Origin of the sequence: Fictibacillus sp. BK138, assembly GCF_004216955.1 — a bacterium.
Taxonomy (GTDB): domain Bacteria; phylum Bacillota; class Bacilli; order Bacillales; family Fictibacillaceae; genus Fictibacillus.
The window spans coordinates 3,115,137-3,138,014 of sequence record NZ_SGXL01000001.1 but is presented as its reverse complement, the minus strand read 5'-3'; the positions used below and the strand labels follow the sequence as shown (position 1 = coordinate 3,138,014).

Annotated in this window: 23 protein-coding genes and 1 pseudogene; 23 read left to right on the top strand and 1 reads right to left on the bottom strand. The window is 43.6% G+C overall.

Annotated features, from left to right (window positions below):
- The first annotated feature begins 18 nt into the window (after positions 1 to 18).
- The 19 genes from EV282_RS15820 to paaX all read left to right on the top strand — a co-directional run bounded on the left by EV282_RS15820 (position 19) and on the right by paaX (position 18,174).
- Positions 19 to 1,320, top strand: coding sequence for an ABC transporter substrate-binding protein (locus tag EV282_RS15820; protein ID WP_130296718.1), 1,302 nt, complete (start codon positions 19 to 21; stop codon positions 1,318 to 1,320).
- 155 nt (positions 1,321 to 1,475) lie between these two features.
- Entirely contained in the window at positions 1,476 to 2,804 is a 1,329-nt protein-coding gene (locus EV282_RS15815) for a carbohydrate ABC transporter permease (RefSeq protein WP_130297028.1), read from the top strand.
- Between the two features lie 29 nt (positions 2,805 to 2,833).
- On the top strand, positions 2,834 to 3,661 hold the full coding sequence (locus tag EV282_RS15810) for a carbohydrate ABC transporter permease (protein WP_077363390.1): 828 nt from the start codon (positions 2,834 to 2,836) through the stop codon (positions 3,659 to 3,661).
- 117 nt (positions 3,662 to 3,778) lie between these two features.
- Positions 3,779 to 4,111, top strand: coding sequence for a YmaF family protein (locus tag EV282_RS15805; protein ID WP_130296717.1), 333 nt, complete (start codon positions 3,779 to 3,781; stop codon positions 4,109 to 4,111).
- A 115-nt stretch (positions 4,112 to 4,226) separates the two neighbouring features.
- On the top strand, positions 4,227 to 4,961 hold the full coding sequence (locus tag EV282_RS15800; RefSeq protein ID WP_130296716.1) for an MBL fold metallo-hydrolase: 735 nt from the start codon (positions 4,227 to 4,229) through the stop codon (positions 4,959 to 4,961).
- Between the two features lie 27 nt (positions 4,962 to 4,988).
- Positions 4,989 to 5,978 carry a lipoate--protein ligase gene (locus EV282_RS15795; protein WP_130296715.1) on the top strand — a complete coding sequence of 330 codons (990 nt, stop codon included), beginning with the start codon at positions 4,989 to 4,991 and terminating at the stop codon, positions 5,976 to 5,978.
- A 556-nt stretch (positions 5,979 to 6,534) separates the two neighbouring features.
- Positions 6,535 to 7,863, top strand: coding sequence for a phenylacetate--CoA ligase family protein (locus tag EV282_RS15790; protein ID WP_130296714.1), 1,329 nt, complete (start codon positions 6,535 to 6,537; stop codon positions 7,861 to 7,863).
- 70 nt (positions 7,864 to 7,933) lie between these two features.
- A complete protein-coding gene (paaA, locus tag EV282_RS15785; protein ID WP_130296713.1) occupies positions 7,934 to 8,899 on the top strand; it encodes a 1,2-phenylacetyl-CoA epoxidase subunit PaaA in 966 nt (321 codons plus the stop codon).
- A gap of 24 nt (positions 8,900 to 8,923) precedes the next feature.
- Positions 8,924 to 9,268 (top strand): 1,2-phenylacetyl-CoA epoxidase subunit PaaB, encoded by a 345-nt coding sequence (gene paaB, locus EV282_RS15780; protein WP_130296712.1) that lies wholly within the window; start codon positions 8,924 to 8,926, stop codon positions 9,266 to 9,268.
- Complete coding sequence (gene paaC, locus EV282_RS15775; RefSeq protein WP_130296711.1) at positions 9,268 to 10,074, top strand: 1,2-phenylacetyl-CoA epoxidase subunit PaaC; 807 nt, start codon at positions 9,268 to 9,270, stop codon at positions 10,072 to 10,074. Before paaB ends, paaC begins: the two co-directional genes overlap by 1 nt.
- A 26-nt stretch (positions 10,075 to 10,100) precedes the next feature.
- Positions 10,101 to 10,601, top strand: a complete 501-nt coding sequence (gene paaD, locus EV282_RS15770) for a 1,2-phenylacetyl-CoA epoxidase subunit PaaD (RefSeq protein WP_413466131.1) — start codon at positions 10,101 to 10,103, stop codon at positions 10,599 to 10,601.
- Positions 10,602 to 10,642: 41 nt separating this feature from the next.
- Positions 10,643 to 10,948, top strand: a complete 306-nt coding sequence (locus EV282_RS15765) for an EthD family reductase (RefSeq protein ID WP_077363372.1) — start codon at positions 10,643 to 10,645, stop codon at positions 10,946 to 10,948.
- The gene (locus EV282_RS15760; RefSeq protein ID WP_130296710.1) at positions 10,941 to 11,717 is read left to right on the top strand and encodes an enoyl-CoA hydratase/isomerase family protein; all 777 of its coding nucleotides are present in this window, start codon (positions 10,941 to 10,943) and stop codon (positions 11,715 to 11,717) included. Before EV282_RS15765 ends, EV282_RS15760 begins: the two co-directional genes overlap by 8 nt.
- 10 nt (positions 11,718 to 11,727) lie before the next feature.
- Positions 11,728 to 12,498 (top strand): enoyl-CoA hydratase-related protein, encoded by a 771-nt coding sequence (locus tag EV282_RS15755; RefSeq protein ID WP_130296709.1) that lies wholly within the window; start codon positions 11,728 to 11,730, stop codon positions 12,496 to 12,498.
- Positions 12,499 to 12,524: 26 nt separating this feature from the next.
- Positions 12,525 to 14,033 (top strand): aldehyde dehydrogenase family protein, encoded by a 1,509-nt coding sequence (locus EV282_RS15750; RefSeq protein WP_130296708.1) that lies wholly within the window; start codon positions 12,525 to 12,527, stop codon positions 14,031 to 14,033.
- Positions 14,034 to 14,344: 311 nt separating this feature from the next.
- The gene (locus EV282_RS15745) at positions 14,345 to 15,217 is read left to right on the top strand and encodes a 3-hydroxyacyl-CoA dehydrogenase (RefSeq protein ID WP_130296707.1); all 873 of its coding nucleotides are present in this window, start codon (positions 14,345 to 14,347) and stop codon (positions 15,215 to 15,217) included.
- Positions 15,217 to 16,422 carry a thiolase family protein gene (locus tag EV282_RS15740; protein WP_130296706.1) on the top strand — a complete coding sequence of 402 codons (1,206 nt, stop codon included), beginning with the start codon at positions 15,217 to 15,219 and terminating at the stop codon, positions 16,420 to 16,422. Before EV282_RS15745 ends, EV282_RS15740 begins: the two co-directional genes overlap by 1 nt.
- Positions 16,423 to 16,434: 12 nt before the next feature.
- Positions 16,435 to 17,211, top strand: a complete 777-nt coding sequence (locus tag EV282_RS15735) for an enoyl-CoA hydratase-related protein (protein WP_130296705.1) — start codon at positions 16,435 to 16,437, stop codon at positions 17,209 to 17,211.
- Between the two features lie 69 nt (positions 17,212 to 17,280).
- Complete coding sequence (gene paaX, locus EV282_RS15730; protein WP_130296704.1) at positions 17,281 to 18,174, top strand: phenylacetic acid degradation operon negative regulatory protein PaaX; 894 nt, start codon at positions 17,281 to 17,283, stop codon at positions 18,172 to 18,174.
- A 247-nt stretch (positions 18,175 to 18,421) separates the two neighbouring features.
- Here the strand turns inward: paaX and EV282_RS15725 are convergent, their stop codons facing one another.
- Positions 18,422 to 18,937 carry a gamma carbonic anhydrase family protein gene (locus tag EV282_RS15725; RefSeq protein WP_066286691.1) on the bottom strand — a complete coding sequence of 172 codons (516 nt, stop codon included), beginning with the start codon at positions 18,935 to 18,937 and terminating at the stop codon, positions 18,422 to 18,424.
- 67 nt (positions 18,938 to 19,004) lie between these two features.
- Here EV282_RS15725 and EV282_RS15720 point away from each other — a divergent pair, with 67 nt between their 5' ends.
- The 4 genes and pseudogenes from EV282_RS15720 to EV282_RS15705 all read left to right on the top strand — a co-directional run.
- Positions 19,005 to 19,955, top strand: coding sequence for an NAD(P)H-dependent flavin oxidoreductase (locus EV282_RS15720; RefSeq protein ID WP_130296703.1), 951 nt, complete (start codon positions 19,005 to 19,007; stop codon positions 19,953 to 19,955).
- A 37-nt stretch (positions 19,956 to 19,992) separates the two neighbouring features.
- Positions 19,993 to 21,342: a sodium-dependent transporter gene (locus tag EV282_RS15715; protein WP_130296702.1), complete on the top strand. Its 1,350-nt coding sequence runs from the start codon at positions 19,993 to 19,995 to the stop codon at positions 21,340 to 21,342.
- Positions 21,343 to 21,428: 86 nt separating this feature from the next.
- Positions 21,429 to 22,148 (top strand): SDR family oxidoreductase, encoded by a 720-nt coding sequence (locus tag EV282_RS15710; protein WP_130296701.1) that lies wholly within the window; start codon positions 21,429 to 21,431, stop codon positions 22,146 to 22,148.
- Between the two features lie 138 nt (positions 22,149 to 22,286).
- Positions 22,287 to 22,727, top strand: a pseudogene (locus tag EV282_RS15705) (AhpC/TSA family protein); the annotation flags it as partial.
- Positions 22,728 to 22,878: the final 151 nt, after the last annotated feature.

Sequence of the window (22,878 nt, the reverse complement as noted above, 5' to 3'; positions counted from 1 at the left end):
GAGTAGGGGGATATAACTATGAAAAAGCTTAAGAAGATTTCAAAAGTGATTTCGACTTCACTTGCGCTTTCACTTGTGCTTGCAGCTTGCTCAGACAAAGAGGAAGGCAGCAGCAATTCTGGCGGCGGAGATAAAGACGAAAAAGTAAAAATCGTTTATGCGCGTGGTAAGGATGATACACAAGGGACTACAGCAATGGTGGAAGCTTTTGAAAAAAAATACCCTAACATTGACGTAGAGTTTAAAGAGATGCCAGCTGATACAGGTAAACAGCATGATCAATATGTAACATCTTTTAACGCAAATTCAGATGAGATTGATGTAATTGACCTCGATGTTATCTGGCCAGCTGAATTTGCACAAGCAGGTTTCTTGATGCCACTGGATCGTTTTATCGAAAAAGACAGTGTTGATCTTGGCGCTTATAACGAAGGGGCAATCAGTGCTGCGAAGTTCAAAGGCAAGCAATGGGCACTTCCTAAGTTCATCGATGCGGGAATGCTGTTCTACCGTACTGACTTAGTTCCTGAAGGTGAAGTTCCAAAAACGTGGGATGAACTTTTAGCGAAGGCGAAAGAAACAAAAGGTCAAGGCGGAACACAGTTCGGTTACTTGATGCAAGCTAAGCAATATGAAGGTCTTGTATGTAACGCTGTTGAATTCATCGCTTCTTACGGCGGAGAAATCATTGACGAAAATGGAGAAGTAAAAGTAGATTCCCCAGAATCGATCAAAGGGATCTCTAAGCTTGTTGAGATCGTAAACTCTGACGTTGTGCCACAAAACATCACAACTTTTGCTGAGCCTGAATCTCATACAGCATTCATCAACGGTCAAGCAGGTCTGATTCGTAACTGGCCTTATCAATATGCACTGGCAAACGATGAGAAGCAATCGAAGATCGTAGGTAAGGTAGCAGCTGCTCCACTTCCGGCTGGAGATGCAGGTTCTGCAGCAACACTTGGCGGATGGATGGCTGGTATCAACAAGAACACGAAGCATCCTGAAGAAGCATGGAAGTTCTTAAGCTTTATGGCTGGTGAAGAAGGACAGAAGATCGATGCAATCAAAGGCGGACATGCACCAACGATTCTTTCTCTTTATGAAGATGAAGAAATTCTAAAAGCAAATCCTTACTACAAAGATGAAGGATTTGTAAAAGCTCTTGAAGCGGCGGTTTCTCGTCCTGTAGCACCGAACTATCCAGAGATTTCTGACATCATCCAAGTTCAGGTATCTCAAGCGATCGCTAAAAAGATAACACCTGAAGAAGCTGCAAAGAATATGCAAAAAGAAATTTCAGAAAAGCTTGAGAAGTAATTTTTGAGAAATAGGGGTCAGCCTTCTGCATAGAAGGCACCCTTTTCTCAATAACTGGTATCGATTCCATAAGAGTGAAATGGATGGACGTTACAGCGCCCGTCCGTCGATTGCATTCGAAAAGCAAGGAGCTGACCCTTTTGAAACCTAATTTGATGCCTAATCATCCAAAACCTATTAACGCAAAAACGAAAACGAAGAACAAAAAGAAACTGTCTGAACGTTCGCTCGGCTATTTCCTTATTGCACCTGCCATGATTCTTATTTTTGTCATTGCGATTTGGCCAGTTTTCCAATCTTTTTATTACAGCATGTTTGACTTGAGGCTGAACAATCCAGGTAAATCAGAAGCTCATACTTCATACAGTGTGAACCTCCAAACTTATTTGGATAACTATCCTTTTTTAATGAATACACTGGATGAAGAGATAGGAGAAGCTTCTGGGAAAACGAAAGAAGAGCTTGAAGCAATACAGGCTGATCTTGAAAAAATAGATTCAGAGTTACAGAAAGACAGCGAACTGAAAGAAAAATACAAGCAGGTTGATGAAAAGCTCATGGTCATGAAGCCTGTCAGTGAGGATCTTGCTGTTGCTGAGCTGGACAAGGATGTAGCTCTTGACCTTGAAAAAACGGTAGATGAAACAACAGACCGTGTTCGGGAGTTGAAAGGTGAACTGAAAAACCCTGATGATGTGATCGGCTTATCATCTTCATTAAGTGATTCTGTCATCACTCCGAACTTTATCGGGCTTAAACACTATAAAGAAAATTTATCTGACGGTCGTATGTGGAAGGCAATCTCAAATACTACGGTCTTTACCGTTATTTCTGTTTTCATCGAGCTTGTGATCGGTCTTGCAATCGCAATCCTGATTAACAAGGCGTTCTTTGGAAGAGGGCTTGTCCGTGCAACCATCCTCATACCATGGGCCATTCCGACAGCTGTTTCGGCGTTCATGTGGAAGTACTTATATGATGGACAAAACGGGATTGTAGCGAAGGCTTTTGAGAGCATTGGTCTTTTTGATCGAATGACCGATTTGTTAACAAGCAGCAATGGTGCTATGTTCTCAGTTATTTTTGCGGATGTATGGAAAACGACACCTTATATGGCGTTGCTATTGCTTGCTGGATTGCAGACGATCCCGAGTTCGCTTTATGAAGCAGCAGCGATTGATGGAGCGAGTAAGTGGAAGCAGTTCTTGAAAATCACATTGCCATTATTAAAATCTAGCATTCTTGTTGCTTTACTTTTCCGAACACTGGATGCGTTCCGTGTATTTGACTTGATCTATGTTCTAACAGGCGGAGGTCCGGCAAACTCTACGGAAACGATCTCCATATTAGCTTATAAAGTTATGTTTGCACAAACCAATTTCGGCGAAGGTTCGGCGTTGTCCGTCATTGTGTTTATCTGTGTAGCGATTATTTCAATGATCTACATTAAATTCTTAGGCCGTGATCTTTTAAATGATAAGTAAAAACGGAACACATAAGGAGTGAGTAGGAAATGAACAAAAAAGCGGGTCCAATGTTTTATGTATTTCTAGCATTGTTTGTCTTCCTTGTCATGTTTCCGTTTTTATGGGTACTGGCAAGTTCGATTAAACCGGTTGCCGAGCTGTTTGGCGATCGTGCGTTCATACCGTTTACGGATAATATGACACTTGAAAATTACGAATCTGTATTTGTGAATTATCCTTTCTTAAAATACCTGTGGAACAGCTTGGTCGTTTCCACAATTACAACAGTCTATGCCGTTCTTGTAGCAAGTTTTGCAGCGTATGCGATCGCACGCTTAAAGTTTAAAGGGAAAACATTTATTTTAGGATTAGTGCTTTCAGTTTCGATGTTTCCTCAGATTGCAACGATTTCACCGATCTATATCGTGTTAAAAAATCTTGGATTGACGAACAGCTATCTTGGTTTGATCATTCCATATACAACGTTTACACTGCCGCTTTCAATCTGGTTATTGGTAACGTTCTTCCGCAAGATTCCGTTTGACCTTGAGGAAGCAGCGAAAATGGACGGGGCATCACTGATGCAAACGTATTGGAGAGTCATCCTGCCGCTGGCAATTCCAGGGATCTTCACAACAGCGATCCTTGTGTTTATCTCAGCATGGAACGAATTCCTGTTTGCGTTAACGATCAACACGGATGATGCCTACAAAACCGTTCCGGTCGGTATCGCGATGTTTGAAGGTCAGTTCACGATTCCGTGGGGTGAAGTTACGGCTGCAACAGTTATTGTAACGGTGCCACTTGTAATAATGGTTTTAGCTTTCCAGCGAAAGATCGTATCCGGACTGACATCAGGTGCGGTAAAAGAATAGAAGTCTTTTTTGAGAAACCCTGCAGTTTAAATTAGCTGCAGGGTTTCTTATTATGTATTTTTTGAAAACACAAACATAGAAATATGAATGATAAAAATTAAGAAAGGAGGGAGTTTTGTGCACGATCATGATATTGAACAAATAAAATGGATGGGGAGAAACGTGCATGTTCATCAATATTCTACTCAGACGTCGGTAAATGATGGACATTCCCATACTGTTCAAGGGGTGACCAGTCCAGCAAATGGCACGATGGGCCATGTTCATACTTACCAGGGAACTACAACTTTTGACGACGGTCATGTTCATCGCTTCTCGGGTACGTCTGGACCTCCAATTTATACAGCGGATGGAACACATTATCATATGATAAGCGGGACGACTACGTTTAATGACGGACACACACATCAGTACACAGGCTGGACAGGGAAAAATGTATCTGGTTCATAAGTGCATATTAGATAAGGAAACACCGAATTTTTCGGTGTTTTTTATTTTGTAAAATGGAAGACTAAACTTGATTCTGATAATCTAAAGATATCTAATGAAATCGGAGGAAATTCACATGAAACTTACTGTTTTAGGCTACTGGGGTGGATATCCTGGGGCAGGGGAAGCGACATCCGGCTATCTTTTACAAAGCGATGGCTTTAATCTGCTTATAGATTGCGGAAGCGGTGTACTTGCCCAGCTGCAAAAATACATAAAACCTGAAGAGCTGGATGCGGTTGTAGTTTCTCATTACCATGCTGACCATGTGGCGGATATTGGAGTGCTTCAATACGCTCGTCTTATTCAGTCTTTTTTGCAGGAAGGGATGCAGACGCTGCCGATCTATGGCCATAACCAAGATGAAGACAGTTTTCAGTCATTAACGCACGGGACACATACAAAAGGGATTGCGTATGATCCTTCAGGTGAATTAAAAGTGGGTCCGTTTACGATTACGTTTCAGCTGACGAAGCATGCAGCCGTTTGTTATGCGATGCGTATAACAAATGGGAAAGATACGATCGTTTATACCGCAGACACGGCTCTTATTCCTGAACTAGTACCTTTCAGCCGGAATGCAGATCTTCTTATTGCAGAATGCAACTTTTATAAGGGAATGGATGGAAGCGGTCCTGGCCACATGACTTCTGAAGATTGCGGGAATCTTGCACAGCTATCAGAAGTCCGCGAGCTGCTGCTCACACATCTTCCTCATTTTGGTCAGTTATCACAGCTTGTCACGGAGGCAAAAGAGGTGTATAACAATAAAGTGGAGCTTGCCTCATCCGGCTGGACTTGGGGAGCTTAAAGATAGGGACTGAAAGAGGAGAAAACTATGCTTTTTATTGATAATGAAAATATTACAGACCCAAGAGTGAATTTGGCGATAGAAGAATTCGCTTTGAAGCATTTGGACATCAATGAAACGTATTTGCTTTTTTATATAAATGAACCATCCATCATCATCGGCAAGAACCAAAACACGGTTGAAGAGATCAACGCCGAGTACGTGCGTGATCAAGGAATTCATGTAGTTCGCCGTTTATCTGGAGGCGGAGCTGTTTACCATGACCTTGGAAATCTAAACTTCAGCTTTATCACAAAGGATGACGGAAACTCTTTTCATGATTTTAAGAAGTTCACTGACCCTGTAGTAAAAGCGTTGAAAAAATTAGGTGTAAATGCTGAATTAAGCGGACGTAATGATATTTTGGCTGAGGGCAAGAAAATTTCGGGCAATGCTCAGTTCTCAACAAAAGGGCGTATGTTCAGCCACGGAACATTATTGTTTGATTCGGAGATCGAAAATGTAGTATCGGCTCTGAACGTACGTATGGACAAGATTGAATCAAAAGGCATCAAGTCAATCCGCAGCCGTGTTACGAATATTCGTGAGCACTTGGACGAAGACATGACGATGGAAGAATTTAAAGAAACACTTCTTACTTACTTGTTTGAAGCGTTTGATTCGGTTCCAAAATACGAATTAACGGAAAGTGACTGGACTGAGATCCGTAAAATCTCTAGAGAGCGTTACGCGAACTGGGATTGGAACTACGGGAAGTCGCCGAAGTTTAACGTTGAATTATCTAATCGTTTTGCCGCAGGTTCAATTGATATCCGCCTTCACATCGTAAAAGGGATTATCCAGGAAAGTAAGATTTTTGGGGACTTCTTCGGTGTAGGTGATGTATCAGATATCGAGAATAAGCTGAACGGTATACGCTATGATCGCGAAGAAATTGAAAAAGTACTGGAAGATATCGATCTGCAGCACTATTTTGGTAATGTTTCACGTCAGGAATTTCTAGATCTTCTATATTAATAGATAATATTGTGAAAACCGCCTTTTTGAGGGCGGTTTTTTTATATGGAGAGAATTTCGTGATTGGAGGAAATGGGGAAAACCGTTTTTGTTCGGTGAACAACTTTTTTTGTGCGGTCACACGAACTTTTTGTACGGTCATAGCCGATTTTTGTTCGGTCAGCTTTAATATTTGTTCGGTGAAGAAAAAAACGAATAGATATCATGATCTGTATTGGGTCAAGCGGGCGAAAGTAAGGTGTAATGCGGCGGAAATGGGGGTTTTATAGGCGAAAATAAGCTATGTACAGGCGGGAAGTACGTGTTTACCAGCTAAAATGAGATTCTATCCGGTGAACGTGTAATAAATAAAAGAACATGTACCGTGAAACGAGAGTGTTTACAGCTTCATAACCAGCCGCTTCAACACTCAAAATCATTTGACAGAAAATTAATATAAATGATAAGCTTAAAATAAATTACATTACACAAATATTTAATAACGCTATAAAAACGTCATATTTTTTTATTCTCTAATGTAATCGCTTACATAATCCTAAAAGGAGATGAACGATAAATGATTCTTCATCCTAAAGTGGAGTGCATGAATGGTGAGGAGAAAGAAGAACTTCAACTTCACCGTTTAAAGCAGACAGTACATGCAGTTTACGAGAATGTGCCTTTTTACAAAAAAGCATTTGACGAAAGAGATATTCATCCATCTTCAATTCACTCACTCGATGATCTGAAGAGGCTGCCGTTTACAGTGAAAAAGGATTTGCGTGATCATTATCCATTCGGCCTTTTTGCGGTTCCGCAAGACCATCTTGTTCGGCTTCACGCATCCTCTGGAACGAGCGGAAAACCTACTGTTGTCGGTTATACAGAAGGTGACATTGAAAGATGGAGTGACATGGTAGCGCGATCCATCGCAATAGCAGGGGGTGAGCCGGGCAACGTCTTGCACAATGCTTACGGTTATGGCCTTTTCACTGGCGGGCTAGGTCTTCATAACGGATCAGAACGGCTCGGCATGGTGACGGTTCCTGTATCAGGAGGGAACACAGAGCGCCAGATCCTCCTTATTGAAGATTTTAAACCGCAAGTCATTTGCGGCACTCCATCATATATCTTAACTATTGCTGAGAAGATGGAAGAGCTCGGAAAAGATCCAAAAGCTACTTCGCTTCAATACGGTATCTTTGGTGCGGAGCCTTGGTCGGAAGAGATGCGGGCGACACTCGAAGAGAAGCTCGGGATCAAAGCGATGGATATTTACGGGCTGAGTGAAGTAATGGGTCCTGGTGTAGCCATGGAATGTCACGAAGCACAGAACGGTTTGCATATTATGGATGACCACTTTATTGCTGAGATCATTCATCCGGATACGCTTGAACCGGTGCCGGACGGAGAGTATGGGGAGCTTGTTTTTACAAGTTTAACGAAGGAAGCGTTCCCGATTATCCGCTATCGTACAGGAGATATCGCTTCACTTGATCGCACACCTTGCAGCTGTGGCAGGACTTCGGTCCGGATGAGCAGGGTGAAGGGGCGGATCGACGATATGATCATTGTCAGAGGAGTTAACGTTTTTCCATCAGAAATCGAAAACTGCCTGCTATCCATTGAGGATATCGTTCCTCATTACCAGGTGCATATACAGACAGAAGGATTCAAGGAGCATATTGAACTTCATGTTGAGATAAGTGAAAACCTTTATGCGATAACGAATGGTGATGAAGCACATGCAGCGACAGAACTGCTTAAACAAACCATCTCCAAAAAAATTAAAGACACTTGCCTTGTAACGATGAAGATAAAAGTGTTTCCGCCAAAAAGCATTCCGCGTTCTGAAGGGAAAGCAATCAGAGTTGTGAGGCATGCTCAGAAAAAAATGGGTGTTTAACCATTGTTTAAAAATATGACGTTATTTTATAATTACGGTAATAAAACGTAATACAACAGGAGGGAATAGCATGACAGTTGGTGTGAGCTTTAATCAACTAAGTGAAGAAGAAAAAATGCAGCATTTTTTAGATCGAATCAATGCTGGCGAAAAGATTGAACCCGATGACTGGATGCCGGAAGATTATCGTCTGCAGCTGATTCGTTTGATTTCCATGCATGGCATTTCGGAAATTATGGGAGCGCTTCCAGAGAAAGAGTGGGTACCTAAAGCACCTTCGTTGCACCGTAAGCTTGCAATCATGGCTAAGGTGCAGGACGAAATGGGTCACGGCCAATTGCTGCTGCGTGTAGCAGAAGACTTGATGGCTCCGCTTGGAAAGACGCGCCACGATATCATGGAAGACCTTTTCTCAGGGAAACTGAAGTTCCATAATGTTTTCCATATGGATGCTCCAACTTGGGGTGATGCTGGAATCATCGCTTGGCTCGTAGATGGAGCAGCGATCATCTCTCAAAGTATGATGCTTGATTCTTCGTATGGTCCGTATGCGCGGGCATTAAAGCGTATTTGTGCAGAAGAAGTGTTCCACGCACAGCATGGAGAGAGCATTATTCTAGCGATGGCAGAAGGTTCGCCTGAACAGCGCCAGATGCTGCAGGACGCCCTAAACCGCTGGTGGGAATCACTCATCATGTTCTTCGGCCCGAAGTCGGCTAAAGAGACGGGTAACTCGAATGCGGATAAGAACATTATGTACAAAATCCGTACAAAAACGAATGAAGATTTAAGACAGGAATTCTTTACAAAATATATTCCGCGAATTTGGTCGCTTGGGCTTACGATACCGGATGATACGATTCGTTTTGATGAAGAAACGCAGATGTGGATCTATAAGGATGCCGATTGGAGCAAGTTTAAGCAGATCGTTTCCGGGAACGGACCACAATCTCAAAATCGCTTAGACCTTCGCCGCCGCTCATATAAAAATAACGAGTGGGTACGCGAGGCATTAGCTGCTAAAAAAGCGATCTAACAGCGGAAGGGAGAGAGAACCAACGTGAACGAACCGAAAAATGAATTTTACAACGTGTATGAAGTGTTCAGCAAAAAGACAGATAAATCACCGTTTCAGCACAGTTTCAGCCTGCTCGCTCCTAACGCTGACATGGCACTCATCATGGCAAAAGAGAACTTTTTCAGAAGAGAGCCGGTCGCTGACATCTGGGTTGTAAAAAGAGAGAACATCCGCGGTCTGAACCAGGATGAGAGAGAGATGCTCAAAAGGCTTGATAAGGAGTATAGAGAAACAAAAGGATACGGATATTTAAAGAAAAAATGGCGTGACTACAACCAGGAGCAGTTTACAGAACAGCACATCCTTGGCGGAAGGGGAGACAATTAATGACACAAGAAACATTGAAGCCACAAGAGAAAGCCGCATTGATCGAGCTCCTCTATCAGATGGGAGACGATGATTTTATTCTTTCGTTCCGTGGATCTGAATGGCTCGGACTTGCGCCGCATATTGAAGAAGACGTTGCATTCTCTTCCATCTCTCAGGATATGATGGGGCACGCAAACCTCTACTATCGTCTGTTAGAAGATCTTGGTGAAGGGGAAGCAGATAGAATCGCTCACCTTCGTACACCTGATCAATTCCGCAACGCCATCATTCTAGAAGAAGTGAACGGACCGGGAACGTATTTAAAAGAGCCTGAGTATGACTGGGCATTTGCAGTAGTCCGCAACTATTTTTATGCGGTGCATAAACAGATTCGTTTAGATTCGCTTCGCCATTCTTCCTATGAACCATTAGCTGAGGCAGCACGTAAAATCATGACAGAACAATACTATCACCTCATGCATTGGGAAGTTTGGTTTAAGCAGCTGATGACGAGTACGGACGAAGCAATCGGTCGCATGAACGCAGCTGTAGAAAAAGTTTGGAGAGATTTCGGTGGAGTTCTAACGCTTGGTCCTTCATACGCTGATATCGTTAAAGCGAACTTCATTGATGATGAAGCCGTCATGAAAAAACGCTGGACGAACAAGTTTGAAGCCGTGTTAAAAGAAGTGGGAGCAGCTTATCCTGGTGAGCCTCGAATGGAAAGAGGCAACGGGAGAAACGGTGTTCACACAGATGATTTAAAACAAGCATTATCAACACTTTCAGAAGTGTATGCTACAAACCCTGCGACTGGCTGGTAAGACGATTAAGAAAGGAGATGAACCACGTGTCCGAATTGAAAAACAACATGACCGATACCGTTATGGACGCGCTTGGGGATGTAAAAGATCCTGAAATCGCCTCCGTCAGCATATTAGACCTTGGTATGATACACGAAGTTGAGGTGACAGACGGAAAAGTGAAAGTTTCCGTGCTTCCTACCTTTTCCGGGTGTCCTGCTTTGCACATCATCGAAAGAGATATCAAAAAAGCATTGGAAACAGTGGCAGGAATTGATTCGGCAGAAGTGAACTTTGTATTTACACCCTCATGGACGACAGACCGGATCACACCAGAGGGGCGCGAGAGATTAAAAGAGTTTGGCATCTCTCCTCCTCCAGCAAACCATGTAATGGGTGAGCCTTGGGAGATCGACTGTCCGTACTGCGGGTCAACATACGTAACGATGGAAAACATCTTTGGTCCGACAGCATGCCGAAGCATCCTGTATTGCAAGTCTTGCAAGAACCCGTTTGAAGCAATGAAACCAGTTGCTGATATGGGATAGTCACAAAAAAATATGAGGTTAAAAATAGGGAGGAAACACACATGGTAAAATTAATCGCACTTTACAAAACACCGGAAAACATCGAACAATTCGACGAGCACTATTTTGGACATCATACAGAGATTACAAAAAAGATTCCTGGACTTCGCAAAATGGAAGTAACGAAGATTGTTGGTTCTCCAATGGGGAAAAGCGAGTACCATATTCTTTGTGAAATGTACTACGACGATCATGATGCACTAAAAGCAGCGATGAAATCTGACGAAGGTAAAGCTTCTGGTAAAGACTTGATGAGCTTTGCAGCAGAACTTGTAACGCTCATGATCGGTGAGGAAATCAATGAGTAATTACGAAACAATCTTAACCTCAGTTGATGATGGGATTGCCTTAATTCAATTAAACAGGCCGCGCGTTTTAAACGCGATCAACCGGCCGATGGTTACGGAGCTTTTGGATGCATGTGAGAGTTTTGACCGTAATGATGAGGTGAAAGCAATTGTTTTAACAGGCAGCCAGCGTGCATTTGCTGCTGGTGCCGATATTGATGAAATGAAAAACGACGACAGCGTTTCTCTTGAACTATTAAATCAGTTCAAAGAGTGGGATCGTTTAGCAACGATAAAGAAGCCCATCATAGGTGCTGTGAACGGCTATTGTTTCGGCGGAGGCTTCGAGCTCGCTCTATGTGCAGATATCCTTTTTGCAGCTGAAAACGCGCAGTTTGGATTCCCGGAAATCAAGCTTGGCGTAATGCCTGGTGCTGGCGGGACAGTGAAACTTACGAAGCTGATGGGACAGAAAAAAGCATTGGAATGGCTGTGGCTGGGTGATCCTATGACAGCAGGCGAGGCTTTACAATATGGGGTCATCAACCGTGTTATCGCACCAGAACTAGTTCTTGATGAAGCGAAAAAGTATGCAAGACTCGTAGCATCCAGAGCGCCATTATCAGTTCGCTTGATAAAAGAGACCGTCTATAAATCTATCGACTATTCGACATACGAAGGCATGCAGTTTGAACGAAAAAACTTTTACCTATTATTCTCATCACAGGACCAAAAAGAAGGCATGAAAGCATTCGTCGAAAAACGTCCTGCAGAGTTTAAAGGGAAGTAGGGGGATAACCATGTTTGAAACGATTAGCTACGAAACAAGAGGAAAGACAGCTTGGATCACATTGAACCGTCCGGACAAACTTAATGCTTTTACATCGCTCATGCATAGGGAAATGGTCGCAGCGATTAAAGAGGCGAACAAAGACAGTGGTGTAAGAGCGGTTGTAATCACAGGTGCCGGCCGTGCTTTCTGTTCGGGTCAGGACCTATCTGGCTCGACAGATACAGATTACGGTGAAGTGCTGCGCAAAGGGTACAATCCTATGGTGCAGGCCCTTGTATCGATGGAAAAACCGGTGATCGCAGCGGTTAACGGTGTGGCAGCGGGCGCTGGTATGAGCCTGGCATTGGCATGTGACTTCCGCATCGCTAGCGAGAAAGCGAGTTTTATAGAAGCTTTCATTCACGTTGGCTTAGTTCCAGACTCAGGTAACCTTTATTTCTTGCCAAGACTTGTCGGACACGCGAAAGCGATGGAGCTGGCAGTGTTAGGTGAAAAAATCACAGCACAACAAGCAAAAGAATTTGGTCTTGTAACAAAAACGGTAAGTGAAGAAGAGTTCATGCTTGAAGTTGAAACGTTTGCTGAAAAACTATCAAATATGCCTACAAAAGCAATCGGACTCATCAAACGCTATATGAATAAAAGCTGGGAAAGCGATCTGAATGAAGTTCTAGAGTATGAAGCTCAGGCTCAGAAGATTGCTGGAGAGTCTGAAGATCATCAAGAAGGTCTTGCAGCATTTTTAGATAAGAGAAAACCGGCATTCACAGGTAAATAGACATCTTAGATAAGGGAGTGGAGAGAATGAGTACAGCAAAAACAGAAATTAAAGCAGTGAAGCGTGATCAATACGATATGGTTATTGGTGGCCAAAGTACGGGCGGGTCTGAAGGGGAGTATTTTGTTACATACAACCCTGCTACTGGTGAACCTCTAGCAAAAGTGGCAAAAGCGACTAAAGCTGATGTGGATCGTGCAGTTGAAGCCGCACGAACTGCATTTGAAACAGGAAAATGGAAGCGCTCTCCTGTCAACAAGCGCTCTCGTACGATGAATAAGATCGCGAGCATCATGCGTTCGCGTTATAACGAACTTGTTGAGCTTGAAATCCTGAACAGCGGAAAATCATTAAGCGCTGCACAAGGACAAGTGATGCAGGCGATCGAAGACTTCGAATTCTATGCAGGGGCGATCGTAAGTCACCGCGGTGCAGTAAACCCGATGCCAGGACCGTTCATGAACTACACGCTAAAAGAACCTCTTGGAGTTTGTGCACAGATCATTCCATGGAACTATCCGATGATGATGGCAGCTTGGAAGATTGCACCAGCTATCGCAACAGGCTGTTCAGTGATCTTAAAGCCTGCAAGCTTAACGCCATTAACAGCGATCGTTATGACAGAGATCTGCCACGAAGCAGGTGTTCCTGAAGGTGTAGTAAATATCATCACAGGTGATGGAGCTACTGTTGGTTCGTACCTTGCTGAGCATGAAGGTGTTGATAAAGTCGCGTTCACTGGTGAAACAGGTACAGGTAAAGACATTATGGCGAAAGCATCTCAGACATTAAAGCGTGTAACACTTGAGCTTGGGGGGAAATCTCCTAACTTAGTGTTTGCCGATACAGATATCGATGCTGCTGTAGATGGTTCATTGTTTGGTATTTTCTATAACACAGGCCAATCATGTGAAGCACGTTCGCGCCTTTACATCGAAGAGAGTGTATATGACGCGTTCATGGAAAAGTTCATTGAAAAAGCGAAGAAACTTGTTCTAGGCAATCCGCTTGATCAAGGAACACATGTTGGTGCGATCATCTCGGAGCGCCAGCTTGAAGTAATCGACGGCTATGTAAAATCTGCTGAAGAAGAAGGAGCGACGATCGCACTAGGCGGCGGACGCGCCAAAGTAGATGGCTTCGAAAACGGCCACTGGTACTTGCCGACGATCATTACGGATGTAAACGAAGATATGAAAGTGGTTAAGGAAGAAATTTTCGGACCGGTTGTCGTTGTATCGACGTTTAAGGACGAAAAAGAAGCTGTGAAATTAGCGAACAACACGGACTTCGGTTTAGCAGCAGCGATCTGGACGAAAGACCATGCGAAAGCAACACGTGTTGCGGGCATGATCCAAGCTGGAACAATCATGATCAACTCACCGTTCTCAGCATTCCCGGGTACGCCGTTCGGCGGCTACAAGCAATCCGGATTCGGACGTGAGCTTTGTATCGAAACGCTGGATCTTTATACAGAAACAAAGAGTGTCGTTTCCTATACAGGATCACGACCGTTGAATCCTTTTAATCTATAAAATCTAAAAACAAGGCTTCATGACCGATTGTTGCTTCTGGCGAGAGTTATAATTGCTTCCTTGGACAGGTTGATTGGAGTGTAAGGTGCGAGACTCCTGCGGGACGAGCGGTCAGGTGGAGACTCCTAAGGGCGCAAAGCGGCAGGAGGCTCACCGCACGCCCCGCGGAAAGCGAGCATCCTGAAACGGAGATCAACTACTTCCAAAGACAACAACGATTATGGAAACAGCTAAAACAAAAAGCGGGCATTCGTGCTCGCTTTTTACACACAAAAGTTAAACATTTATTTAAAAGAAAGGCAGGAGAGACCATGTTGCAAAATGCAGTAGTCATCGGATCTGGTGTAATGGGGAGAGGTATTGCCTACGTTTGTGCGGTTGGAGGATTTGATGTTCAGCTCGTTGATGTTAAAGAAGGTCAGCTGGAAAATGCTAAAAAAGAAATCGATTCTATTTTTTCAAAAGCGGTATCTCGAGGTAAGCTGTCACAAGAGGATGCAAGCGCAGCTCAAGAAAGACTTTCTTATACTGTACATTTGACAGCAGCTGCCAGCGGTGCAGATATAGTCATTGAAGCTGTTCCAGAAAATATAGAGATTAAGCGTGCTGTTTTTGAAGAATTAGACCACTCAGCACCAGAACATTGTGTGCTTGCTACAAATACATCGACAATGAGCCCTACAGAAATCGGTTCTTTTACTAAGCGACCACAAAAAGTAATTGCGATGCATTTTTTCAACCCCGTTCATAGAATGCCGCTTGTAGAAATCGTGCGCGGCCATGAAACGGATGACGAAACGGTTGAGCTTGCTAAAGAAGCTGCTGTGAAAATGGGCAAAGAGACAGTTACGGTAAACGAGTTTCCTGGTTTCGTAACAAGCCGTATCTCTGCCATGATCGGTAACGAAGCGTTCTACATGCTTCAAGAAGGTGTGGGTACGCCTGAAGATATCGATAAAGCGATCAAGCTAGGACTGAACTTTCCGATGGGACCTTTCGAACTTGGTGACTTGGTAGGACTCGACACCCGATTAAATAACTTAAACTACCTTCATAAAACATTAGGTGAAAAATACCGCCCGGCTCCTCTTCTTGTTAAGTATGTAAAAGCAGGAAGACTTGGACGTAAATCTGGCAAAGGGGTTTACGATTACACAACGGAAGGCAGCGGGGTGAAGAAGTAATGAAAGAGGTTGTTATTGTTGATGCTGTCCGGACACCGATCGGCCGCTATAAAGGTGCACTAAAGTCGGTGAGACCAGACGATCTTGGTGCAGTCGTTATCTCAGCTCTTTTAGAAAGAAACTCGGCATTGCCTCCATCAGACATTGAAGAAGTTATTTTTGGGAATGCAAACGGAGCTGGGGAAGACAATCGAAACGTAGCCCGGATGTCTGCGCTTTTGGCAGGACTGCCGGTTGAGGTTGGCGGAACAACGATCAATCGCCTTTGCGGTTCTGGGATGGATGCGGTGATCTATGCTGCACGTGCCATCATGTCAGGTGAAGGTGATGTGTTCATTGCTGGAGGAACAGAGAGTATGACACGGGCTCCTCTTGTTATGGGGAAGCCAGAGGTGGAATATCCGCGCGGCGATATGAAGATGTTCGATACGACGATCGGCTGGCGTTTTGTTAATCCGCTTATGCATGAAAAATTCGGAACAGATTCTATGCCTGAAACAGCTGAGAATGTAGCGAAGAAATATGACATCTCTAGAGAAGCACAAGACCAATTCGCGTTCAGTTCTCAGCAAAAAGCTAAAAAAGCGATGGAACAAGACCGATTTAAAGAAGAGATCGTACCTGTAAGATTAGTTGATCGCAAAGGAAATGAAACGTGGGTGACAAAAGATGAGCATCCTCGTCCAGAGACGTCACTTGAGAAACTCGGGACACTTAAACCTTTGTTTAAAGACGGATCGGTTACTGCAGGTAATGCTTCAGGAGTAAACGATGGTGCTTCTGCACTTTTATTAATGAGCCGTGAAAAAGCAGAAGAACTGGGGCTTAAGCCTTTAGCAAGATACGTTTCATCAGGTGTAGCAGGATTAGAGCCTGCGATCATGGGTGTTGGACCGATTGAAGCATCTCGCAAAGCACTAAAACGTGCAGGCCTGTCTGTGACTGATCTGGACTTGATCGAATTGAATGAGGCGTTTGCATCCCAATCGCTTGCATGCATGAATGAACTCGGACTTGATTCAGAAAAAGTAAACGTGAACGGCGGTGCGATCGCATTCGGTCATCCGCTTGGAGCAAGCGGTGCAAGGATACTTACAACGCTGATCCATGAAATGAAAAAGCAAGGTTCCCGATATGGTCTTGCAACAATGTGTATTGGTGTAGGCCAAGGAATCGCGTCTGTTGTTGAAGCTATTAATGAGTAGGAGGATGATCCGATGAGTGCCATTTTATATGAAGTAAAAGACCATGTTGCCTATGTAACATTGAACCGTCCTGAGGTCTTGAACTGTTTTAACTATGCAACTTTAAAAGAGCTGGAAGAAACGGTCGAAGATATCCATCACAACAATGCCGTGCGTGTTGTGATTTTTACAGGAGCAGGGGAAAAAGCATTCAGTGCAGGTGCTGATTTAAAAGAGCGCCGTACGCTGACAGAATCTGAAGTTCGACGCAACGTGCGTAAGATCCGTGATGTGTTTTCAGCTGTAGAAGCTTTGCCTCAGCCTACGATCTGTGCGATCAACGGGCACGCGTTTGGCGGTGGATTCGAGTTAGCTCTTGCTTGTGACCTTCGCGTTTCTGTTAGAGAAGCATCTATGGGGCTGACTGAGCTTAGTTGGGCGATCATTCCTGGAGCAGGCGGAACGCAGCGTTTGCCAAGACTGATCGGTCAGGCCAAAGCGATGGAGCTAATTTTAACTGCGAAAAAGATGATGGCTGAAGAAGCATTCTCATATGGCATCTTAAACCAAGTAACATCCAGAGAAGAACTGATGGCAGTTTGTGAAAACTATGCCGGGCTGATCATGAAGAATGGCCCAGTAGCGGTTCAGCAGGCAAAATATGCGATCAAACACGGAACAGAAGTTGACCTTCAGACGGGGCTTGCAATTGAAGCGAAGGCATATGAAGTGACGATTCCGACAAAAGACAGAATGGAAGCTCTTGTTGCTTTTGGAGAAAAAAGACCACCTGTATTTAAAGGAGAGTAACTTGTTTTCGCTCATATTGTTCTGGTAGGATTGTACAGACAATTACAGGTACAAATGAGGTTATATACAATGCAAAATAGTTTAAACACACGTTCCATGATCTTTACCCTTTACGGGGATTATATACGGCATTATGGAAGTGAAATATGGATCGGCAGCCTGATCCGTCTTTTAGAAGAGTTCGGTCATAATGAGCAAGCTGTTCGAGCTGCGATCTCAAGAATGAACAAACAGGGATGGATCGCTGCGAGAAAGCAAGGAAACAAAAGCTATTATTACTTAACCGATCGCGGAAAAAAACGGATGGATGAGGCTGCGAAGAGGATCTTCAGAGTCCAGCAGGAACCGTGGAACGGGGAATGGCTGATGTTCACCTACACCATTCCTGAAGAAAAAAGAAGCATCAGGGATGAACTTCGTAAAGAACTTGTATGGAGCGGCTTCGGCTTGCTCGCAAACAGCTTTTGGATTTCGCCTCACCAGTCTACTGAACAGGTTCAATTGATGATCGACAAATATCAGATCGAAGACTATGTTCATTCATTTACAGCTGTTTATAACGGTCCTAATGAAAACGAAAAGCTCGTATCTGAGTGCTGGGATCTCAATGATATCAACACGAAATACAATGAATTTATCGTGACGTACTCTCAAAAATATGTAATCGATAAGAACAAGATCGAAAAAGGCGAAATGACTGACGGGGAATGCTTTGTGGAAAGAACGAAACTCGTCCACGAATACCGCAAGTTCCTTTTTATCGATCCGGGCTTGCCTCAGGAGCTGCTGCCAGCTGAATGGCTCGGCGATCACGCAGCCTCTTTGTTCAGTGATTACTACCGAGCACTCGCCGGACCAGCAAGCCGTTTCTTTGAAAGTATCTATTCAGATGGGAATGCCCTAAAGAAGAACTCAGAATTTGATGCGCTGAATCATCCGTTGATTCAGGAGAATCGGTCTTAAAGGAAAGCTTTACTAGTAACTTCTTGGAGTGTGAAAGTAATTGATTTCCGCTCCAGGCACTCGCTTTCCGGGGGGCGTGCGGTGAGCCTCCTCTGCGCTTTGCGCCGTTAGGAGTCTCACCTGTCCCGTTGATCCCCCAGGAGTCTCGTACCTTGCGCTCCAATCAATCTTCAACGATGCTTTTAGGTGTCTCTTAGAAAAACAACAAGCACCTTCGCCTCAATGAGCGAAAGTGCTTGCCAGTGAATTACTTTTTAAGTTCAGCTGCGAACTGCTTTCCTTTTTCGTAGTACGTGTCGATCGTAAGCTGGATCAGCTTTAAGTCTTCATCGTTCAGTTCTCGGATGACTTTACCCGGTGAACCCATAACCATGACCCTTGGCGGAATTTTTTTGCCCGGAGGAATTAATGTGTTTGCACCGATAAAGGCTTGTTCACCGATTTCGACACCGTCTAGAATTGTTGAACCCATGCCGACGAGCGCACCTTTTTTTATCGTACAGCCATGGAGAATGACGTTATGCCCGATTGAAACTTCATCTTCAAGAACAAGCGGATACCCTTCGTAAAGATGAAGTGTACAATTATCTTGAACGTTTGTTTTTTTACCGATTGAGATAGGGCCTTCATCACCGCGAAGGACGCTGTTAAACCAGATGCTCGCCCCTTCACCGATTGTTACGTCACCAATGACGTGAGCACCTGGAGCGATAAAAGCGCTTTCATGAACTTCTGGCGTTTTTCCGTTAAATGAGTATTTCATATGAGCCTCCCTGAATAATAGGTTGATAGGTTCAGTATAACAAAGGAACAAAAGGGAGGTGGAAAATTTGAATCCGGTTTGCGAAAAGTTAAACATAAAGTACCCGATTATTCAAGGCGGGATGGGAAACGTTAGTAACGCAGAGCTTGCTTCAGCCATCTCGAACGCCGGAGGATTAGGGACGATCGGTGCCGGAACGATGCCGGCAGATGAGGTTGAAAAGCTGATTGTTGCAACAAAAGGGATGACAGACCGCCCATTTGCTGTTAATGTACCTTTAACTGTAGCATCAGACGTTAAAGGCATTCTTAAGCTTCTTGTTAAACACAACGTTGAAGTCGTTTCTCTTTCAGCAGGCAATCCCGCTCCTTACATACCGAAATTAAAGGAACACGGAATTAAAGTGATTACGGTGGTCGCATCAGTCTATCACGCCAAAAAAGCCGAAGCAGCAGGGTCAGATCTACTGGTTGCAGAAGGTTATGAAGCAGCAGGGTTGAACTCACCGTATGAGACGACAACGATGGTCTTACTTCCGCAAGTGAGCAGAAGTGTTTCTATTCCTGTTATTGCAGCTGGAGGAGTTGCTGATGGAAGCGGGTTAGCTGCAGCTTTTGCACTTGGCGCACAAGGCGTACAGATGGGAACACGCTTTATTGCGACAAAAGAAGCTCCGTTTCATGAGGTCTATAAGTCATCTCTCCTAGAGGCTGATGATACGAAAACGATGATCGTCGGCCGTTCGGTCGGGAAGATCCGGAGAATTTACGATACACCTTATGCTCAGAAATTGATTCAGCTTGAAAAAAATGGCGTTACACCAGAAGAGTTTCTTGAACATACAACGGAAGATCGCCATATTTTAGGGGCAGTTAAGGGTGATCTCGAGAATGGTTTTATTAACAGCGGGCAGGTTGCGGGTACGATTACAGACATTCCAACCGTTAAAGAACTGCTTGAAACCATGATGAAAGAAGCGAAGGAAACAGTTAGTTTGTTAAACAAACGTTTAATATAGGCTAGTTGTATTTGTAACAGAGGGGGAAGTTTAAATTATGAATCAGCAAGATCAATGGACATCGAAGTTAGCCTTTATTTTAGCCGCAGCAGGATCCGCAATCGGACTCGGAGCGATCTGGAAATTCCCTTATGTCGTTGGGACAAGCGGTGGAGGAGCATTTTTCCTTATCTTTTTATTGTTTACTTTTTTAGTAGGTTTTCCGCTCTTAATGGCTGAATTCGTAATCGGCCGCGGAGCGCAGAAAGAAGCTGTCTCTGCATATCGTACTCTAGCGCCAGGATCTGCATGGCCATGGCTTGGACGCATGGGTGTAGCAACTGCATTTATTCTATTATCCTTTTATAGTGTAATCGGCGGATGGATCGTACTTTATCTAGGCAAGAGTTTTTCAGGAGATTTTTTCAAAAATGATTTTGGGGCAATGTTCGGAGAGTCGATATCAAGCCCTTGGCCAGTATTGATTTCACAGTTTATCTTTATGGTCATTACAATCTTTGTTGTAAGCCGCGGAATCAAAAACGGTATCGAAAAAGCAAACCAGATTATGATGCCAGCTCTTTTCGTTCTGTTTGTTGTCTTAATCGTTCGTTCATTGACATTGGACAATGCGATGGAAGGTGTAAAATTCTTCTTGTTTCCTGACTTTTCAGAGATCGGCGGAGACGATATTCTTTTCGCGCTTGGCCAGTCATTCTTCTCTTTAAGTGTCGGTATTTCAGTTATGGTAACGTACAGCTCTTATTTAGGAAAGAACGAGAGCTTAACGAAATCTGCTACAACAATTGTACTGCTTAACGTATTAATTTCATTACTTGCTGGATTGGCGATCTTCCCAGGAGTATTCTCACTAGGACTTGAGCCTGCAGAAGGACCGGGATTATTGTTCGTCGTGCTTCCGGCAGTATTTGACCAGATTGTATTTGGACAATTTTTCTTTATCATTTTCTTAGCTCTATTCTTGTTCGCGACATTAACTTCAGCGTTCTCCATGCTTGAAATCATTGTTGCATCAATCACAAAAGGAACGTTAACGAACCGTGCAAAATGGTCTTGGATTATCGGATTGCTTATTTTTGCAGCAGGTATTCCTTCAGCACTTTCTATGGGTGTACTATCTGATGTCACGCTGTTCGGAAAGACGATCTTTGATCTATTAGATTACTTGGTTAGTAATATCCTGCTTCCGCTTGGTGCGCTGTTTATTGCACTTTTCGTCGGGTATCGATATCCAAAGGATCTGTTGCTGCAAGAGTTTAAATCAGGATCAACGGTTACGGTTAAAGGATTCGCATTATGGCTCATGCTAGTCCGCTACATTGTGCCAGTGATTATTTTCATCGTATTCCTTAACACGCTTGGCGTATTTAAAATGATCACAGGCTGATCTCATTGACGCAGACCATATTTGGTTCTGCGTCTTTTTATGCTTATAATAGAGCAGAGTACGAAAGTGAAAGGATGATTTTTAATATGCTACAAAATAAAGTTGCTGTTATTACAGGTGCTACTCGCGGCTGCGGTAAGGCGATTGCTGAAAAATTAGGAACACTTGGTGCAAAACTAACAGTTGTTGGTTCATCAGAAGGTATTTTTAAAACAGCTGAAGAGCTAAAAAATAATGGTTATGACGTGCTAGCTGTAAAGGCTGACGTATCCAAAGAATCAGATGTTGCTGACCTTTTTAAACAAACGTTTGATCATTTCGGACAAGTAGATATTCTAGTAAACAATGCAGGTGTTGGCCAGTTTAAATTGGCTGAGGAGCATTCTTTAGCAGACTTTCAAAAAATGTTTGAAGTAAACGTACAGGGTGTATTCTTATGTAGTACAGCGGTTGTTCCACATATGAAAGAGCGCAAAGAAGGAACGATCATCACGATCTCTTCTGATGTTGGAAGAAGAACAATTGCGAACGGTTCCGTATATACCGCTACAAAATATGCTGTACAAGGATTCTCTGGCTCGCTTGCCCAAGAGCTTCGCGAATTCGGCGTGCGTGTAGGAACTGTAAATCCAGGTGCGATTGATACGTATTTTGCAGACAGTGAACCTGGCCTTGATTTTAAAGAAGACTGGCTGAAAGTAACAGACATCGCTGAAGCTGTTGCCTATATGGCAAGTGCACCAAAGCATATGGTGGTTGATGAGATCATGCTTCATCCACTTTCTCAGGAATACCCAAACGTATAAAAGGAGGCATTTACCATGGACTTGAATCAAAAATTGGTTTCAACTGAGGGTTCTGATTCAGTAGTTCTTCGCGACTTATTTGGTGAAGATAAGACATTCGTGGCTTTAGTCAGACACCTTGGCTGACCGTTCTGTCAGCATTTTCTTGCGCAGTTGCGCAAGTCATACGAGGAGTTTGAGGCACGTTCGGTCAAGGTAGTTATTGTCTCACCAGCCGATCGTGAACAGATTGAAAAGTTTTTAGAGATTCATGGTCCATTTCCTTTTAATATTTACGGAGATCCCAAGCTGAATGTATATAGAGAGATGGGAAATCACCGCTTCACGACTTTAAAGAGCCTGGCGTATGTAGGTGCAGGAATTTTGAGCGGAAAAGCCAAAATAAGCGACATTATTCCGAAAGAAGAGAAGAAAAGAGATCTTTTCTTTAGTGCAGTCAAGAATCAGGACGTAAACGTGCAAGGGAGCTCTTGGCTGTTTGATCGTGAAGGTGAAATCTTGTGGAAGCACATGGATGATTCACCAAAAGATCATGCACGCGTAAGAGAGATTTTGAAGCAGGCTAGCGAAAACAAATAAGGTTTATAGCAGAAAGAACCCTGTCATTGAAAAACTGGCAGGGTTCTTAGTATTTTTACGGATATGGGCATTAATTTAAGCTGCTAATGTCGCTTGAATATGTTAATCACATAAAAAATAGCCGTTATCACATGAAAATCGAGTGCTATCA

Excerpts from the sequence above, each read along its gene's own strand:
- EV282_RS15820 (WP_130296718.1), top strand. The coding sequence starts at position 19 with ATGAAAAAGCTTAAGAAGATTTCAAAAGTGATTTCGACTTCACTTGCG.
- EV282_RS15815 (WP_130297028.1), top strand. The coding sequence starts at position 1,476 with ATGCCTAATCATCCAAAACCTATTAACGCAAAAACGAAAACGAAGAAC.
- EV282_RS15810 (WP_077363390.1), top strand. The coding sequence starts at position 2,834 with ATGAACAAAAAAGCGGGTCCAATGTTTTATGTATTTCTAGCATTGTTT.
- EV282_RS15800 (WP_130296716.1), top strand. The coding sequence starts at position 4,227 with ATGAAACTTACTGTTTTAGGCTACTGGGGTGGATATCCTGGGGCAGGG.
- EV282_RS15795 (WP_130296715.1), top strand. The coding sequence starts at position 4,989 with ATGCTTTTTATTGATAATGAAAATATTACAGACCCAAGAGTGAATTTG.
- EV282_RS15790 (WP_130296714.1), top strand. The coding sequence starts at position 6,535 with ATGATTCTTCATCCTAAAGTGGAGTGCATGAATGGTGAGGAGAAAGAA.
- paaA (WP_130296713.1), top strand. The coding sequence starts at position 7,934 with ATGACAGTTGGTGTGAGCTTTAATCAACTAAGTGAAGAAGAAAAAATG.
- paaC (WP_130296711.1), top strand. The coding sequence starts at position 9,268 with ATGACACAAGAAACATTGAAGCCACAAGAGAAAGCCGCATTGATCGAG.
- EV282_RS15765 (WP_077363372.1), top strand. The coding sequence starts at position 10,643 with ATGGTAAAATTAATCGCACTTTACAAAACACCGGAAAACATCGAACAA.
- EV282_RS15760 (WP_130296710.1), top strand. The coding sequence starts at position 10,941 with ATGAGTAATTACGAAACAATCTTAACCTCAGTTGATGATGGGATTGCC.
- EV282_RS15755 (WP_130296709.1), top strand. The coding sequence starts at position 11,728 with ATGTTTGAAACGATTAGCTACGAAACAAGAGGAAAGACAGCTTGGATC.
- EV282_RS15750 (WP_130296708.1), top strand. The coding sequence starts at position 12,525 with ATGAGTACAGCAAAAACAGAAATTAAAGCAGTGAAGCGTGATCAATAC.
- EV282_RS15745 (WP_130296707.1), top strand. The coding sequence starts at position 14,345 with ATGTTGCAAAATGCAGTAGTCATCGGATCTGGTGTAATGGGGAGAGGT.
- EV282_RS15740 (WP_130296706.1), top strand. The coding sequence starts at position 15,217 with ATGAAAGAGGTTGTTATTGTTGATGCTGTCCGGACACCGATCGGCCGC.
- EV282_RS15735 (WP_130296705.1), top strand. The coding sequence starts at position 16,435 with ATGAGTGCCATTTTATATGAAGTAAAAGACCATGTTGCCTATGTAACA.
- paaX (WP_130296704.1), top strand. The coding sequence starts at position 17,281 with ATGCAAAATAGTTTAAACACACGTTCCATGATCTTTACCCTTTACGGG.
- EV282_RS15725 (WP_066286691.1), bottom strand. The coding sequence starts at position 18,937 with ATGAAATACTCATTTAACGGAAAAACGCCAGAAGTTCATGAAAGCGCT.
- EV282_RS15715 (WP_130296702.1), top strand. The coding sequence starts at position 19,993 with ATGAATCAGCAAGATCAATGGACATCGAAGTTAGCCTTTATTTTAGCC.
- EV282_RS15710 (WP_130296701.1), top strand. The coding sequence starts at position 21,429 with ATGCTACAAAATAAAGTTGCTGTTATTACAGGTGCTACTCGCGGCTGC.